This window comes from Paraburkholderia sp. GW821-FHT02A12 (assembly GCF_059422005.1).
In genome coordinates this window covers 2,518,963-2,535,697 of record NZ_JBWKWA010000002.1, presented here as the reverse complement: position 1 = coordinate 2,535,697, position 16,735 = coordinate 2,518,963, and the positions used below count along the sequence as shown (strand labels likewise).

Genomic DNA, 16,735 nt, shown 5'->3' with positions numbered 1-16,735 from the left:
GGCTCCTGTCGGCCTGAGTTAGCGCTTTAGCGCTTACTCAGGCCCCATGCAAGGTAATTGCGGTCGGTCTGAGTTAGCGCTTTAGCGCTTACTCAGGCCCCATGCAAGATAGTTGCGGTTGGGTGATCAACCGCGCCGATGAGAGAGTTTGTCCGCGGCGACCGCGAGAATCACCAGCATGCCGGTGATCAACACCTGGTAGACCGAAGAGACGCCGATCAGCGTCAAGCCGTTGCGAAACACGCCGACAATCAGCGCGCCGAGCAGCGTGCCGACAATGGAGCCGCGTCCGCCGAACAGACTCGTGCCGCCCAGCACCACCGCGGTGATGCTGTCGAGATTCTCGGTTTGCCCGGCCTGCGGATCGCCGACGCCGGTGCGCGACACCGACAGCAGCGCGGCGATGCCGTAGATCGCGCCGGCCAGCGAGTACACCGTAAGCAGGATCTTCTGCGACGAGAGGCCCATCAGACGCGCGGCTTCGGCGTTGTTGCCGAGTGCGTACAAATGCCGGCCTGGGACTGTGTCGCGCAACACGAACCACGTCGCCAGATACATCAGCAGCGTGAGCACGGTGCCGTACGTGACGTCGGCGGGGCCGAGCTTGAAGGTGTTGCCGAAGAACATGATCGCATCCGGCAGGTTCGATACGCTCTCCGCGTTCGAATAGATCTGTGTGAGCGCGAAGGCGATGTTCAGCGTACCCAGCGTGACGATGAACGCGGGCAGTTTGATGCGCGTGATCAGCACGCCGTTGAGCGCGCCGAACAGCGTGCTCGCGGCGATGCCGCACAGAATCGCGAGCACCGGCGGCACGCCGAGCGTGACCGCGAATTTGGTCATGATGATCGAGCCGAACGCCATCACCATCCCGCATGACAGGTCGATGCCCCCGGTGAGCACGATCAGCGTCTGGCCGATCGCGATGACGGCGACCACCATTGTCTGCTGCAGGATCAGCGACAGGTTCTGGAACGACAGGAAGCGGCTGCTCTGCGAGATGAAAAAGGCGCAGGCAAGCACCAGTGCGATCAGCGGGCCGACTTCGGCAAGCGACGGCAAACGGTCGGTGAAGTGGCGCGTGTGGCTGACAGGCGCGGAGGGAGTCGACATGATGGGTGTCCTCGCTGCATGAGCGTGGCTGACAGGCCACGCGGCAAGTCTGGTGGCGGCCCAGCGGAGTGGGCCGCCGAACTGTGTTGCGTTACTTGTTGCCCCAGCAGTTGTCGAGGCCGAACTTCGCGTCCTTGCTGTCGACGCCGGACATCGGCTTATCGGTGATGAGCGTCACGCCGGTGTCCTGATAGCCGGAGACTTTCTTGCCGGTCTTCGCGTACTCGACGCCTGCCGTCACGCCGAGCGAGGCCATCTTCAGCGGATACTGCTGCGAGGTCGCGGCGATCGCGCCGGCCTTCACGTTGCGCACGCCTTCGCAGCCGCCGTCGATCGAGACGATCATCACGCTCTTGTCCTTGCCCGCAGCTTTGAGCGCACGATAAGCGCCCGCCGCGGCAGGTTCGTTGATCGTGTAGACCACGTTGATGTCGGGCGACTTCTGCAGGCAGTTTTCCATCGCCGTCTGACCCTTCGACTGATCGCCGCGTGTGTCCTGGCTGCAGACCACCGAGGGATCGCCTTCCTTCACGCCGAAGCCTTGCAGAAAGCCGTTATGGCGCAACACGCCGACCGATACGCCAGGCGCGAGATCGAGGGTGGCGATCCTGGCGGGCTTGCCGTTCAGCGCGGCCTTTGCGTATTGACCGATCAGCACGCCGGCTTTGAAGTTGTCGGTGGCGAAGAGGGCGTCGGTGGCATCTTGCGGATCGGTGGGCGTGTCGAGCGCGACCACCATCACGCCGGCGGCGCGCGCTTTCTTGATGCTCGGCACGATGGCCTTGGTATCGCTCGGCGTGATCAGAATCGCTTTTGCGCCGGCCGTCAGCATGTTTTCGATCGCGGTGACCTGGCTTGCGTTGTCGCCGTCGAACTTGCCGGCCGCGGTGATCAGCTTGGCGCCGTCTTTCGCGGCGGCGGCTTCGGCACCCTGTTTCATCTTCACGAAGAACGGGTTGGTATCGGTCTTGGTGATGAGGCCGACGACCGGCTGATCCGCGGCGCGGGTGGCGCTCGCGCACCACACCGCGGATGCCGCTACGCACATCGACACGATTTTCCTGGCGACGGGATGCCTGCGGGAATTCAGATTCATGGGACGCTCCTCCGGTTATTGCCAACGATGTTGTGAACTGCGGGCGGTTGGACACACGAACGCTGCGCGTTTGCAACCTGGTGCTACTCGATGGCGATCCGAATCGGATCGCCTAAATCACCTAGGTTGATTTAGTACAGCAGGCGCGTGGACGCTCGTCAAGAAATCGATCAGCGGGGGAGGATGACACACCGGTTTCATCGGAAACACGGTGCGCCTTATCTGGTGGAGCCTTTCGGGAGTGGTGCGCCGCAAGATGAAAGCGCCGCGATTGGGGAAAGTCCTGGCTCGATTGCGAGCTATCCGAATGCTTAATCGACTGTTCGCGAGGAGCTAATCTCTTGCACCGGGGGGCTTGGCCTCGCCGGTTGGGGAGCGCAAACGGCAGGTGAGTTGTGCCGGCGCGCGGGGATGCCGCTACGTAACGTCAACGACGCTGTTACGGCCACACGAACGCGATTGACGCGGAAATCAAAAGTGGATGGGAGACGGCTTGGCCGGTGGAGCGCTCTTAGCTATCCGGCAGCAGAAAGAGCGGCCGGTCGTCTGCGCGGCAAGTGAGATTCAGGCCGCTTTCCCATGCAACGGTCATCGCATGGGCGACCTCGGCAAACTCGGGATGCGCGGCGGCATAGTCGCGCAGTTCAGTTGCGGCTTGCTGAACGCCGTGCGCGACCGCATCGAGCGCATCGCGAACGCGCGCGGCGGACAGATCGCAAGCCAGCCGGCCGAATCTCATCAGCTCGCCGTGCTTCGGATAACGGCTTGTACCGTTGAGCGTCAGAGCCAGCGGGTCATTGGGGATATAGGCTTGCGTGCACACGATGTCGAACGCTGGCGCAAGACGAACGTCTTCGAGCGGATCGTCATACAGGATGCCGAAGTTTTTTAAGTGCGCGTCGCCGTTACGCAGCGCACAAGACAGCGCGAGCGACGTAAAGAACTGCGACAGCGCTTCAGCTTTGTTTTGCGGCGAAACCATCTCTTTGATGCGCCTGGCGATACGCTCGTACGTGGACTCGTATTTATCGCTAGTCGGCATCACATAGAGGGAGCAGAAGTCCTCGAAGCCGCGATAGTGACCTTCCGGCGCCAGATCGAAACGCTCTACGATCAGCAGCGCGCCGTCGTCGGATAGCGATACACGCGGCACAGGCAATTCCGCAATCTCCGCCGCGCGCATGCAGAAGAATTCGTTTGCGGCCAGCCCTGGAAAAACGGCTGGGTCGAACGACTTGACGATGTGCGTGGTGCCGCGCACCGCAAAATGGTTCGGCTGTGTCTCGTCTACCGCGCGCACGAGTACCTTGGGTTGCACGCCGGCGACGCCGGAGTAAGTCGCATATTCCTCGAAGATGTTTTCGAGCAGGCCCTCCGTGCCGGGCTTCGCGAGCAGGCTGGAGAGTTGAAGGTTGGGCGCCGCCTCGACACGGGTAGAAGTCTCCGCGTAGCGAAGGCGGCCGATCTGCGAATGCCCGACCACCTGCAGAACCGAGAACTCGTCGGGGTAGGCTGCGGTTCCGCGCAGCATCCGCATCACTCTGTCGAGCAAATAGCCTTCCGGAATGTTCGACTGGAAGATCGGATGCAGATGGTTGTAGATCTTGAACTGATCGGGTCCGACCGGCATCATCAGGGACACGATGTCTGCCGCTGTCGCTTCAGGAAGATAGTTGAAGACGTAACAATTGGCTTCGAGCGCGCTTCGGTCAAGGATGCCAATCGGCTTGCTGTTGTTGAAGACGTACATGATCAGTCCCGCTGCGCCGAAGTACGCGTTGCATTGAGCATTGCCAGCTTCAGGCGCTCATTCTCGGCAAGCTGCTCATCCCAACTCAGCAGCTTTTGCTCTCGCGGCCGGACGACGAATTCCAGGTTGAGCTGATCGCAAAGCGCCATGACTTTTCGGATGCCGACTTCGCTGACCGTGCCGTTCTCGATGCCCGAAATGGTGGCCCGGCTCATTCGCAACGGGCTGCCAGCCTGCGCCTGGCTTAGGCCCTTCGCCTTGCGGGCGGCACGAATCGCTTTGCCAATTTCGCTTAAGTCCATGATTGCACCGTACGTAATGCATGAAATTTTAAGATGCATGAATTGATGCATATTTAACAACTCAATGCATTATATTTGATGCAAGATGGAAATCAAGATGAATGACTCATATACGGTGCATTGGTAGCGAGATCGGTCTTATTTTGCAACAACGCATTGTATATGGTGCAATTCGACTGGGCGACAAGCGCTTCGCGACCGATACGCGCCGAACACTGGACCTGTTCGCCGAGTGTCACGGTTTCCCCAAAGTGCATTGATGAAATAGGCGCGCGTGCTCCATGCGTCGAGTTGATTTGCATATCTGACATGGTCGTTTTGCCGGCGCGTCGGGGCCCTTCAGGATGGACCGATTCTCTGTCCCTCACGCGAAGCTCAACACCATGTCTACTGTTGCTTATCCGTCGAACGCAAACGACGTTTCCGCCGCGCACACTGCCGGCGCTTCCGCTTCCCACATCATCCGCTCCGCACAAGACGTGTCGCGCCTCGTCAATGCCGGCGCCGCGAAAGGCAGCAATGCGCGAGTGGTGATCGCCATCGCCCTGGGCGGCGTGTTTCTCGATGCGGCCGATCTGTTCGAATCGCGTTAGAACATCGGGTTTATCACTCCAGCAGATAACCGTATCGGATTTGCTTCGTTGTCGTCGCGGCCGTGCGCCGGTAAATTCGTCTGACTGCGCCCTCGTGGGCGTCCTCCGAACAGATTCGACGAAGAGTTTCCTGTGACGACTGCTATTGCACCCATCGCCGCCAGCGCCGCCGGCCACGTCAAGCCGGCCTCGCGCATCGAGATTCGCGCTTTCGACGGCCCCGTCGGCGCAGAAGTGCTGGGTCTCGATCTCGATCAGCCGCTGAGCAACGAAGATTTCGCGCGCATTCACCGCGCGCATCTCGATCACCATGTGTTGGTGTTTCGCGATCAACGCATCACACCGGATCAGCAGATTGCGTTCAGCCGCCGCTTCGGTCCGCTGCAGATTCACGTGCTGCATCAATTCCAGTTGGCGGGTTATCCGGAGGTGCTGGTCGTCTCGAACATCGTCGAGAACGGGCGGCCGATCGGTCTGGGCGATGCGGGCCATTACTGGCATTCCGATCTGTCGTACAAGGAAAAGCCGAGCCTGGGTTCGCTGCTGCATGCGCAGGAATTGCCGTCGGAGGGTGGCGACACGTTGTTCGCCAACATGCACTTCGCGTGGGACACCTTGCCCGCGCATTTGCGCAGCGCCGTGCAGGGTCGCTCGGCGGAGCACACGTATCTGGCGAAATACGCGGAATTGCAGAAACGCAGCCCATGGCGGCCGAATCTTTCCGCGGAGCAGATCGCACAAGTGAAGCCGGTGGTGCAGCCAATCGTGCGCACGCATCCGGAGACGGGGCGTAAGGCGCTTTTCGTCAGCGAGCATTTCACGACCCGCGTGATCGGGCTGCCCGAAGACGAGAGCAAGCAACTGCTCGAGGAGATTTTTGCACACAGCGTGCGCCCCGAGCATCTGTACCGGCATCGGTGGGCCGGGCACGACATGGTGTTCTGGGACAACCGTTCGTTGATGCATCTCGCCGCAGGTACGCCGGACTCTCTGCGCCGCAAGCTCTATCGCACGACTATCGAAGGCGATGTGCCGTTCTGACGGCAACTTTGCCCGCTTCAACCATCACACGCTGACCGGAGTTCCGATGCTCGCCAAGTTTCGCCCGACCGCTGTGCGGTCGTCTTTTGCTCGCCGTTTGAGCGCAACGATCCTGACCTTATCGATGGGCGCGGCCGGCGTGGGAGCGGCCATGCCCGCGCATGCCGAAGGGCAGATCCGCATTGCCGAGCAGTTCGGCATCGTCTATTTGCTGCTGAACGTGGCTCGCGATCAGCAATTCGTCGAGAAGGAAGGGCGCAAGCAGGGGCTCGATATCAAGGTCGACTGGGTGAAGCTGTCGGGCGGCGCCGCCGTCAACGATGCACTGCTCTCGGGCGCTGTGGATATCGCGGGCGCCGGCGTCGGTCCGTTGCTGACGATCTGGGACCGCACGCACGGCAAGCAGAATGTGAAGGGCGTCGCGTCGCTGGGCAATCTGCCGTATTACCTCGTGAGCAACAATCCCGATGTGAAGACGATCGCCGATTTCACTGAAAAGGACCGCATCGCGGTGCCGGCCGTCACCGTCTCGGTGCAATCGCGCGTGCTGCAATACGCGGCGGCGAAGCGTTGGGGTGACAAGGATTACAACCGGCTCGACAAGCTGACGCAGGCGTTGCCGCATCCTGATGCGGCCGCGGCGATCATCGCGGGCGGTACGGAAATCACCGGGCATTTCGCCAATCCGCCGTTTCAGGAACAGGAACTGGCCGGCAATCCGAAGGCGCATATCGTGCTGAATTCGTACGACGTGCTGGGCGGCCCGAGTTCGGCAACGGTCCTGTACGCGACCGAAAAATTCCGCCACAGCAATCCGAAGACCTACCGTGCGTTCGCCGATGCGCTGGCCGACGCGGCGCGCTTCATCACCGCGAATCCGGATGCCGCTGCCGATATTTATATCCGCACGAATCAATCGAAGATCGACCGCAATCTGCTGTTGAAAGTGATCAGGAATCCGCAGGTGCAATTCAAGGTCGCACCGCAGAACACTTTTGGCCTCGCGCAGTTCATGTATCGCGTCGGGGCGATCAGGAACGAGCCGAAGTCGTGGAAGGACTATTTCTTCGACGACCCGGCGACCGCGGCGGGAAGCTGACATGGCGTTCTTTTTTAACTTCGCCGGACATTCAACGGACCAGGTGGTCTGCATACAGGGAGCGATCTGATGGTGGCTAATCCCACGCTTCTGTTTCCGAACCGCGCTGATCCAGCAGGCAGTCTGCCGGTTGCAGACGGCCCGGCGACCAGCGCGGCAACCAGCGAAAAGTTGCTCGCGGTCGAGCACGTCAACCTCGAATATCGCACCCGCGAGCGGATTGTCCGCGCCACGCATGACGTCAGCTTCGACGTCTACGGCGGCGATCGCTTCGTGCTGCTTGGACCGTCCGGTTGCGGCAAGTCGACCTTGCTCAAAGCAGTCGCCGGCTTCATCCAGCCGAGCTCAGGAAGCATTTCGCTCGACGGCGAGACCGTGCGCGGCCCCGGCGCCGATCGTATCGTCGTGTTCCAGGAATTCGACCAGTTGCCGCCGTGGAAGACGGTCTTGCAAAACGTCGCATTCCCGCTGCGCGTGGCGAAAAAACTCTCGCGTGCGGAAGCTAACGAGCGTGCGCTGCATTATCTGGAGAAGGTCGGCCTCGCTTCATTCGCCAATGCGTATCCGCACACTCTGTCGGGCGGCATGAAGCAACGGGTCGCGATTGCCCGCGCGCTGGCGATGCAGCCGCGTGTGCTGCTGATGGACGAACCCTTTGCGGCGCTCGATGCGCTCACGCGTCGCAAGATGCAGGAGGAACTGCTGCGCTTGTGGGAAGAGGTGAACTTCACCTTGCTGTTCGTCACGCATTCGATCGAAGAGGCCCTCGTGGTCGGCAACCGGATTCTGTTGCTCTCGCCGCATCCAGGGCGTGTGCGGGCCGAGCTCAACAGCCATCAGTATTCGCAGGACAGTTTCGGGCGCAGCGATTTTCAGCGCAGCGTCGCGCGTATTCATCAATTGTTGTTCGAGCAGACGGAGACCGTTCAATGAGTGCTCCCGCTACCTTGCTGCCGCCGGTTCGCGAAGAGTATGAACGTCCGCTCGAACCGCTCGGCGAACTGGTTCTCGAAGCGCCGTTGCCGCTCGGCAAGCGGATCTTTGCGCAAAGCTGGTTGCGCAAGACGCTGATTGCGCTGGTGCTGATCGCTGTGTGGGAGATCGCCGCGCGCGCCGTCGATAACGATTTGCTGTTGCCGACCTTCGGCGCCACTTTCAGCGCGTTCGTGCAAGGCATCGGGTCCGGCGAACTGCTGCGGAAAACCGCGGTGTCGATGTCGGTGCTGTTGCGCGGCTATCTGCTGGGCGCCGCGCTCGCCTTCATTTTGACGTCGCTGGCCGTGTCGACGCGCGTGGGCCGCGATTTCCTGTCGATGCTGACGGCGATGTTCAATCCGTTGCCTTCGATCGCGCTGTTGCCGATCGCCTTGCTGTGGTTCGGTCTCGGCACCGGCAGTTTGTTGTTCGTGCTGGTGCACTCGGTACTGTGGCCGCTGGCGCTCAATACGTACTCCGGTTTTCAGTCGGTGCCCGCGACGCTGCGCATGACCGGCCGCAACTACGGCCTGACCGGCTTGCGCCACGTCCTGCTGATTCTGGTGCCGGCTGCGTTGCCGTCGATACTCGCCGGCTTGCGGGTTGGCTGGGCCTTTGCGTGGCGTACGCTGATTGCGGCCGAACTCGTATTCGGCGCGAGTTCCGGCAACGGCGGCCTTGGCTGGTACATCTTCCAGAATCGCAACGAGTTGTACACGGATCGCGTTTTCGCGGGGCTGGCCGCGGTGATCGTGATCGGCTTGCTGGTCGAGCATCTGGTGTTCGATACGCTCGAGCGCATCACCGTGCGGCGCTGGGGCGTGCAGCAGTAGCAGGAAGTGTGAGGGGCAGGGCATGCGCGTGCCCGACGGCACGCGTCTGTTTCTGCAATTCGGCACTATGGCGGTGCGCACGTATTGCGATTTTTCCTGTCGGTTTCATAAGCTGTCCTTGGCTGCCTTGCTGCGAGAGACCCGCAGCGTCCGCTGCATCGCATCCCCAATCTGCCGCCACAAAAACTCAGCCGCCGGAGAAAGCCGCCGCCCGACGCGTCTGAGAATCTGGCTGTTGAATTCGCGCGCGATGGGGTGCTCCAGTTCCAGCGCGACGAGCCTTCCCGCATCGAGATACTGCCGCGCCGCGTCGGTCGACATGAATGCGACGCCAAGCCCCGCCGCCGCAATGGCCTGAGCCGCGGAAAAAAGATCGCAGCGGTAGGCCGGCGCCAGATTCAGCCGTTCCGCGTGAAGGATCGCATCGAGATACTGCTGCGCGCCGAACCGTTCCGGCATGAAAATGAGCCGCTGCTCCTTCAATTCATCGAGCCTGATGCGCCGCGGCCCGGCCGCAGCCAGCACATGGCGCGGGCTCACGAGCGCGCAGAAGGGCGCCGCCCGGAAAGACTTTGCCCGGATCGCCGGGTCGCGCTTGCCGCCCGCACAGAGCCCGATATCCACCTCGTCATTGCGCACCATCGCCGTGATGGCAGCGGTCGAGCCGCTATGCAGTTCGACCACGATATCGGGAAACTCCGCGCTGAACCGCTCCAGTGCGATCGCCAGCAGATTCTCGACGAAGCCCTCGCCAACGCCGATGCCGACCCGTCCGCGCCGCAGGCCCCGGAAATCCTCCAGTTGAGCCAGCATGTCGGCGTCGCGCCGGCAGCTCTCGCGGAAATGCTCGACGAGGCTTCGGCCGATGTCGCTCAGCGCCACCCGCCGGCCGTGCCGCTCCAGCAGGACCACCCGGTGCCGGCGCTCGAGCTGCGCGACCTGGCGGCTGATCACGGATGCATTGATCCCCAGCGCGTCAGCCGCCGCGCGTACGCCGCCGTGCACCTCGATCTCGTGCAGATAGCGCAGGCTCCGCGTGTTGAGCGCGTTGTCCCGGTCCGCCGCTTCATCTTTCTCCATGCCGTCACCTGTTGACTTGCAAGTCAACATTATCATCCCTGAAACATCATTGATCAGCGTTTATTGCGACGAAATACTGGCACGATCATTTCCTACCGAATGCAATCCGACCATGGCAAGCACGACGCATTTTTGCGCACTCGACGATACGAAAGACCTCCGCGACGAGCTGAGCACCATTCGCCGTCACCTCCATCAGCACCCTGAGCTGGCGTATCAGGAGTTCCAGACGGCCGATTTCGTCGCCCGGCAGCTGGAGAGCTGGGGCTATCAGGTCACGCGCGGCCTCGGCGGCACCGGCATGGTGGCGTCGCTCACAGCGGGCAACGGGTCGCGCGCGGTGGCTGTGCGGGCCGACATGGATGCGTTGCCGATCACCGAGGAAACCGGGCTGCCTTACGCCAGCGCGCACCAGGGCCTGATGCATGCGTGCGGCCACGACGGGCATACGACGATGGTGCTCGGCGCGGCGCGCCATCTCGCCCGGACCCGCCGTTTCAACGGCACGGTCCATCTCGTGTTCCAGCCCGCGGAGGAAATCGGCGCGGATAGCGGCGCGGAGCGGATGATTGCCGACGGCCTGTTCGAGCGCTTCCCGTGCGAGGCGATTTTCGGGCTGCACAATCATCCCGGTTATCCCACGGGTACGTTCATGTTCCGCAGCGGTCCGTTCATGGCAGCGTGCGACACGGTGGACGTCACGATTCACGGTCGCGGCGGGCATGCGGCGCGTCCGCATCTCGCCGTCGATCCGGTGGTGATCGGCAGCACGCTCGTGACCGCGCTGCAGACGGTGGTCTCGCGCAACGTCGACCCCATGCAGACGGCCGTGATCACGGTGGGCGCATTCAACGCGGGACACGCGGCCAACGTGATTCCCGAATCGGCACGTTTGCAGATCAGCGTGCGTTCGTTCGATGCTGAGATTCGCAAGCTCCTCGAAACCCGCATCCGCGCGCTCGTGGAAGCGCATGCGAGCGCGTACGGCGCGCGGGCCGACATCAAGTACATCGCCGGCTATCCGGTGGTCGTCAACAGCGAACGGGAAACCGGGCTGGCGCTGCAGGTGGCGCGCGAGCTGGTCGGCGACGAACAGGTGATCGACAGGTTCGGGCCCATCGCGGGCAGCGAGGACTTCGCCTATTACCTGCAACACAAGCCGGGTTGCTTCCTGCGTCTCGGCAACGGCGAAGGGGCGCCCATGCTGCACAACGCCTCCTACGATTTCAACGACGACAACCTCACCGTCGGCGCCGCCTACTGGACGCGGCTCGTCGAGCGCTTCCTCGCCGAGGAAGCCTGAGGCGTCCGGACACCAAAAGCAAGCGCCGCGCGATGCCTGAGGCACTGCGCAGAGGCGTTGCGCCTGACCAGATCATCAATGGGGATTTTTTCATGTCAGTCAAACCTGTGTCGTCAAGCATCGTCGAGCAGAATCGTGCTGTGTCGTCAAGCAGAATCGTGGTGGCCGCGACCGTCGGCAACCTGCTGGAGTTCTACGATTTCACGGTCTACAGCTTTTTCGCGTTGACGATCGCGAAGCTTTTCTTCCCTTCGCACGATCCGATCGTCTCCACGCTGATGGCGCTCTTCGCGTTCGCGATCGGCTTCGTCGCGCGTCCGCTCGGCGGTTTCGTGCTCGGCCGCTACGCGGACAAACGCGGCCGCCGTGCGGCACTGACGCTGACCATCTTCCTGATGGCGCTCGGCTCCCTGACGATCGGCATCACGCCGACCTACGAGTCGATCGGCCTGGCGGCGCCCGCCATCATCATCGTCGCGCGTCTGGTGCAAGGCTTTGCGCAAGGCGGCGAGTTCGGCGCGGCCACCGCGACGCTGCTGGAAACCGGTTCGGCCAAGGGGCGCGGTTTCCGCGCGAGCTGGCAACTGGCCAGCCAGGGCGCGGCCGCGTTACTGGGTTCGGGGATTGCGGCGATCCTCACTTATCAATTGAGCAGCGAGCAACTGCTGGAGTGGGGCTGGCGTACGCCGTTCCTGATCGGCACGCTGATCATGCCGGTGGGCGTTTATCTGCGCCGCCATATCGTCGAGGAGCCGCCGAAGGCGGAGGCGTCGAAGCAAGTCGTGCTCGAAGGGTATCTCGTGCGCAAGTGGTTCCTGACCGTGTTCGCGATCATGGGCATGACCGTGGCCACCTACGTGCTCATGTACTACATCCCGACGTACTCGATCCAGTACCTGAAGATGCCCGCCAAGCTGTCGATGCTGGTGTCGATTTCGGCGGCGGCCGTGTCGTTGACGTTCTGTCCGATATGGGGCGCGCTGTCCGATAAGATGCAGCGCCGCAAACCGCTGACGGTGGCCGGGCGCGTCGTGCTGATCGCGCTGCTGTATCCGGCGTTCTGGCTGATGAACCAGTTTCCGTCGCTGCCGGTGGTGATGGGGCTCATCATCGTGCTGATGTTCTTTTACACGATGGGGTCGGCGCCTGCTTATGCGCTGATGCCGGAGAACTTCCCGAAGCACGTCCGCGCCGGCTATCTGGCGAGCGCGTATGCGGTGTCCGTGTCGGTGTTCGGCGGGACCGCGCAACTGGTCGTCGCGTGGCTGATCCGCGTGAGCGGCAACACGATGGCGCCGGCGTGGTACATGATCGCGTGCGTGATCGTTTCCCTGATCGCCGTGTCGATGCTCGAGGAAACCGGAGGGCGGGAACTCACCTGAACGGAGCGCTCAGAACAGCTGCTTCTGACCGCTCATCAGCGTCGTGAAGTTGTCGCGCAACATCGGCAGGATGGCGTCGGCGACGGGCTGCAACTGGCGCGTCAGATAGTGTTCGTAATCGATCGCCGAGCGCAGTGTTTCGAGCGGTTCCGGTCCGGCGACCGTCATTACGTAGCTGATCCAGCCGCCGTTCTGGTATTGCAAGGGCCGGCCCTGCTGCCGATTGAACTCGTCGGCCACGCGTGCCGCGCGAACATGAGGCGGTACGTTGCGCTCGTAGTCGCCGAGCGGCCTGCGCAGCTGCTTGCGGTACACAAGCTGGTCGTCCAGCTTCCCCTCCAGCGTCTCGCGCACATAGTTGCGCACATAGTCCTCATACGGCTGCTGCCTGAAAATGCGTGAGTAGAGTTCCTGCTGAAACCGCTGCGCAAGCGGTGTCCAGTCGGTACGCACCGTTTCCAGGCCTTTATAGACGACGTCCTCGCTGCCGTCCGGCAGAACCGTCAATCCGGCGTAGCGTTTCTTGCTGCCTTCCTCGGCGCCGCGAATGGTCGGCATGAAGAAGCGCCGGTAATGCCGTTCGAATTGCAGTTCGAGCGCGCTGTCGAGGCCGAAGCGCGCCTGCAGATGTTGCCGCCACCACTGGTTGACGTGCTCGACCAGCGCCCGGCCGATGCGGCTCGCGTCTTCCTCGGAATGAGCGCGGTTCAGCCACACGAAGGTCGAATCGGTGTCGCCGTAAATGACCTCGTACCCTTCGGCCTGAATCAGCTCACGCGTGGTGTGCATGATTTCGTGGCCGCGCATGGTGATCGACGACGCGAGACGCGGGTCGAAGAAGCGGCAGCCGGTGGAACCCAGCACGCCGTAAAAGGCGTTCATGATGATCTTCAACGCCTGCGAAAGCGGCTTGTTGTTTTCGCGCTTGGCCGTTTCGCGTCCCTGCCAGACCTGGCCGACGATCGACGGCAAAGCGTGGCGGCTGCGCGAGAAACGCGCGCCGAGAAAGCCCGGCACTGATTGGTCGTCGCCGGGATGCTGCATGCCTTCGACGAGACCCACCGGGTCGATCAGGAAGGTGCGGATGATCGACGGATACAGGCTCTTGTAGTCGAGAACCAGCACCGAATCGTAGAGGCCGGGCCGCGAATCCATGACGAAACCGCCCGGACTCGCGGCGCCCGCCACATCGCCGAGATTCGGCGCCACATAGCCCTGCCGATGCATCCGCGGCATATACAGATGCGTGAACGCCGCCACTGATCCGCCGCTGCGGTCAGCGGGCAAACCGGTGACCGTCGCGCGTTCCAACAGGAACGGCAGCAGTTCGGTCTTCGCGAAGATGCGTGTGACCAGTTCGCAATCCTTGAGGTTGTAGCGCGCGAGGGCGGGCTTGTCTTCGTCGAAGCGGCGCTGGATTTCGTCCATCCGCTGATACGGATTGTCGATCGACTTGCCTTCGCCCAGCACCGAGCGTGCGACGTACTCGAGGCTGAACGACGGGAAACTCCACGTCGCGGAGCGCAGCGCTTCAATGCCGTCGATGATCAGGCGGCCGGCCGCACCGGCGAAGAAATGGTTCTGCTTGTGGCCGTGCTCGCGCCACTCCATCACCGCGCCGCCACGCCCGAGACGCAGCGGCACGCGATACTGTTCGGCGTGCTGCTGCAACACGCGCAGATCGAACTGCACGAGATTCCAGCCGATGATCGCATCGGGGTCGTGCCGCTCGAGCCACACGTTCAGTTTTTCGAGCAACTGTGCGCGGGTTTCGCAGTATTCGAGCTCGAAGTCGAGTTCGCCGGCTTCGCCGTTCGGCGGGCCCAGCATATAGACCTGGCGCTGTCCGCAGCCTTCGAGCGCGATCGAGTAGAGCTCCGCGCGAGCACTGGTTTCAATGTCGAGCGAGACCAGCTTCAATTGCGGGCGGTAGTCCGTGGCGGGCTTCAGTTCGCTGTTCTGCAGCGTGCCGCCGCCCTGTGATTGTTCCTGCGATTCGCCGCCGAACCATACCGGCGCGGTGATGAAGCGCTCCATCATGTAGCGCTCGGGCGGGAAGATGTCGGCTTCATAGACGTCGACGCCGCCTTGCTTCAGACGCTTCCCGAGCCCGGTCAGTTGCCGGTACTGCGGGCAGTAAAGCCCCATGACGGGTCGGCGCTGAAAGTCGCACAGTTCGAGCGGGCGCAATTCGAACTGTTTCTCGCGGTTCAGGATCGTTTCGGCGCGCTCGCGGTGCGCAACCGGGATGAACGCAACCGAAGGCTGTGGACGCAGACGGATATGACGGGGCCCGCCGTCCGTCGCCAGCCAGAAATCGACCTCCGTGCCGGCCGGCGTATCGCGCCAATGTCGGGTCAGAATGAAACCCTGTTCAAGCTCAGTCAAACGTTCACCTCGAAACTGCCTTAGTCGCCATGTGCAATTTTACCGTCATGCATTCGTGGCCGTGGCCGTTGCCGTGGCCTTGCCCCGGCTGGCTGCAACCGCGCAGCGTACTCTGTATGATCGCCTTGCAGCGATTCCTTCGGTGCAGCCGATGCGCCGGTCAGTCTACTAAGAACGGAGTGAAGAATATGACTTTGGATCAACTCGTCGTTGTGACCGCCGTGGCGGCAACCAGCCTTGGTGCGCAGGCGCAGATCGCCGGCACCCAACCCCTTAGCGTCACGGTCGAACAATCCAACGCGCTGCTGAGCGGCTGGAGCGCGAAGAAAAGCATTCTCGGCAAGGCGGTGTACAACGACCAGAACGAAAAGATCGGTTCGATCCGCGATCTGGTGATTGCACCCGATGGTTCGCTGTCGGCGGCAATCGTCTCCACGGGCGGGTTTCTCGGCGTGGCGTCGCATGACGTAGCGGTGCCGATCGCGGCACTCGATATCCGTTCGGGGAATTTCTATCTGGCAGGCGCGACGAAAGACGCGCTGAAAGCGACACCCGCATTCCAGTACAACAAGGTTCAGGCGCCGCCGAAGCCTAAGAAGCTGACCGGGCAGTAAGCTGTTTTCTCCGGCTGGGTCGCCGGCAGACTCGCCGGCTGAGATGTGAAATCACGCTTCCAGGGCGAGCGTGGCGAAGGTGCCGAGCCAATGCTCGCCCATGTAGTCGCCGGCCACATGAGCCAGCGCGCTGTGCAGGTGAAGCTCGGCCGAATCGAACAACGCGACCTGCCGCGCGTCGCCGGCGGGCAGCGCACGCGCCAGCGACCGCTGACACCATGCGCGGCTCAGGTTCAAGCCGTCGAGGTGGGCGATCTTGCCGTCGGTGCGATCGGTCACGGTAACGGGTTCGAACAGGGTGGCAGGTTTCCGCGCGCCGAGATCCGGCAAAAAGCGGCCAAACCACTCGACGAACTGCGCGGGCGGCAGCACACGGCGCATCAACTCCGCTTCCATTAGCGAAGGCGACAGGAACTCGTCGCCGGCGGGCTCCCATGCCTGACACGCGACGTCGTTCAGAAACCAGCGCTCCGCTGTATTGACCAGTAACACTTCGAGCGATTCACGCGAGGTTTGACGCGCGAAATCGAGCGTTAGCGCGAGCGCGAACGCCATGTTGAAGTGCGTGCCGACGCGCAACGGGTAAGTCGCTTTGGGCAGAAAATCTTCGAATCGTTCGACAAAGGTTTCGGTGAGCGGCGCAAACGTTCTGGACCAGCGCGCGGCTTCCGAGAGCTTCAGCGACTGGAGTTGCGCGCTCAGCGTGAGGAGCCACGCCCACCCGTACGGACGCTCGAAGCCGCGATTGTGCGGCAGGTCGAGATACGCGCGTTCGCCGGCCACGTTCGCGTCGGTGAAGTGCTCGTCGACCACCGCGATGATGCGCGCTGCTTCCGGAAGATCGGGAAAGCGGTCGAGCAGATGCAGGATCAGCCAGTAGCCGTGCACGCACGAATGCCAGTCGTAGCTGCCGTAAAAAATCGGATGCAATGCACGCGGGCTCTGCACGTCTTGCGGACCGGCGAGGGCGTGAGTCAGCTTGTTCGGATACTCGCGTGTGAGGTGATCCAGCGCGAGATTGGCAAATTTGGACGCGAGTTCGGGAGTGAGTTGAGCAATCATCGAACGGCCCCTTAAAAGCGGAATATCAAGAGATACCTCAGTATGGTATCGACCATCACAATAGCAAAAACCGCCGGCCGTTGAGCTTCATTGGGCCTTCCTTG

General features: G+C 62.2%; 14 protein-coding genes and 1 pseudogene. 8 read left to right on the top strand and 7 right to left on the bottom strand.

The window, feature by feature from the left end; all coding sequences use genetic code 11:
* Positions 1-126 precede the first annotated feature (126 nt).
* From AC07WT_RS32795 to AC07WT_RS32780, 4 genes are all read right to left on the bottom strand, one after another.
* Entirely contained in the window at positions 127-1,113 is a 987-nt protein-coding gene (locus AC07WT_RS32795) for an ABC transporter permease (protein WP_494950177.1), read from the bottom strand.
* A 91-nt stretch (positions 1,114-1,204) separates the two neighbouring features.
* On the bottom strand, positions 1,205-2,209 hold the full coding sequence (locus tag AC07WT_RS32790; protein ID WP_492589833.1) for a sugar ABC transporter substrate-binding protein: 1,005 nt from the start codon (positions 2,207-2,209) through the stop codon (positions 1,205-1,207).
* A 511-nt stretch (positions 2,210-2,720) separates the two neighbouring features.
* Complete coding sequence (locus AC07WT_RS32785; protein ID WP_494950176.1) at positions 2,721-3,959, bottom strand: type II toxin-antitoxin system HipA family toxin; 1,239 nt, start codon at positions 3,957-3,959, stop codon at positions 2,721-2,723.
* A 2-nt stretch (positions 3,960-3,961) separates the two neighbouring features.
* Positions 3,962-4,261 carry a helix-turn-helix domain-containing protein gene (locus tag AC07WT_RS32780; protein WP_494950175.1) on the bottom strand — a complete coding sequence of 100 codons (300 nt, stop codon included), beginning with the start codon at positions 4,259-4,261 and terminating at the stop codon, positions 3,962-3,964.
* Positions 4,262-4,644: 383 nt separating this feature from the next.
* On the opposite strand from AC07WT_RS32780, the pseudogene AC07WT_RS32775 reads away from it, so the two are divergent.
* From AC07WT_RS32775 to AC07WT_RS32755, 5 genes and pseudogenes are all read left to right on the top strand, one after another.
* Positions 4,645-4,839 (top strand): annotated as a pseudogene (locus tag AC07WT_RS32775) (MFS transporter); the annotation flags it as partial.
* Positions 4,840-4,986: 147 nt separating this feature from the next.
* Positions 4,987-5,895, top strand: a complete 909-nt coding sequence (locus AC07WT_RS32770; RefSeq protein ID WP_494950174.1) for a TauD/TfdA dioxygenase family protein — start codon at positions 4,987-4,989, stop codon at positions 5,893-5,895.
* Positions 5,896-5,941: 46 nt separating this feature from the next.
* Positions 5,942-6,994, top strand: coding sequence for an ABC transporter substrate-binding protein (locus tag AC07WT_RS32765; protein WP_494950173.1), 1,053 nt, complete (start codon positions 5,942-5,944; stop codon positions 6,992-6,994).
* 69 nt (positions 6,995-7,063) lie between these two features.
* Positions 7,064-7,927: an ABC transporter ATP-binding protein gene (locus AC07WT_RS32760; protein ID WP_494950172.1), complete on the top strand. Its 864-nt coding sequence runs from the start codon at positions 7,064-7,066 to the stop codon at positions 7,925-7,927.
* Positions 7,924-8,802, top strand: a complete 879-nt coding sequence (locus AC07WT_RS32755; RefSeq protein WP_494950171.1) for an ABC transporter permease — start codon at positions 7,924-7,926, stop codon at positions 8,800-8,802. Before AC07WT_RS32760 ends, AC07WT_RS32755 begins: the two co-directional genes overlap by 4 nt.
* A 105-nt stretch (positions 8,803-8,907) precedes the next feature.
* Here AC07WT_RS32755 and AC07WT_RS32750 read toward each other — a convergent pair whose 3' ends face one another.
* Positions 8,908-9,882 (bottom strand): LysR family transcriptional regulator, encoded by a 975-nt coding sequence (locus tag AC07WT_RS32750; RefSeq protein WP_492589847.1) that lies wholly within the window; start codon positions 9,880-9,882, stop codon positions 8,908-8,910.
* A gap of 112 nt (positions 9,883-9,994) precedes the next feature.
* Here AC07WT_RS32750 and AC07WT_RS32745 point away from each other — a divergent pair, with 112 nt between their 5' ends.
* Together AC07WT_RS32745 and AC07WT_RS32740 are read left to right on the top strand one after the other, a co-directional pair.
* Positions 9,995-11,185, top strand: a complete 1,191-nt coding sequence (locus AC07WT_RS32745; RefSeq protein WP_494950170.1) for a M20 aminoacylase family protein — start codon at positions 9,995-9,997, stop codon at positions 11,183-11,185.
* A 92-nt stretch (positions 11,186-11,277) separates the two neighbouring features.
* The gene (locus tag AC07WT_RS32740) at positions 11,278-12,567 is read left to right on the top strand and encodes an MFS transporter (protein ID WP_492589851.1); all 1,290 of its coding nucleotides are present in this window, start codon (positions 11,278-11,280) and stop codon (positions 12,565-12,567) included.
* A gap of 9 nt (positions 12,568-12,576) precedes the next feature.
* On the opposite strand, the gene AC07WT_RS32735 is transcribed toward AC07WT_RS32740, so the two are convergent.
* Positions 12,577-14,955: a DNA polymerase II gene (locus AC07WT_RS32735; protein WP_494950169.1), complete on the bottom strand. Its 2,379-nt coding sequence runs from the start codon at positions 14,953-14,955 to the stop codon at positions 12,577-12,579.
* A 188-nt stretch (positions 14,956-15,143) separates the two neighbouring features.
* Between AC07WT_RS32735 and AC07WT_RS32730 the strand changes: the two genes are divergently transcribed.
* Positions 15,144-15,569, top strand: coding sequence for a PRC-barrel domain-containing protein (locus AC07WT_RS32730; RefSeq protein ID WP_494950168.1), 426 nt, complete (start codon positions 15,144-15,146; stop codon positions 15,567-15,569).
* Between the two features lie 51 nt (positions 15,570-15,620).
* Here the strand turns inward: AC07WT_RS32730 and AC07WT_RS32725 are convergent, their stop codons facing one another.
* The gene (locus tag AC07WT_RS32725; RefSeq protein WP_492589857.1) at positions 15,621-16,631 is read right to left on the bottom strand and encodes a DUF2891 domain-containing protein; all 1,011 of its coding nucleotides are present in this window, start codon (positions 16,629-16,631) and stop codon (positions 15,621-15,623) included.
* Positions 16,632-16,735: the final 104 nt, after the last annotated feature.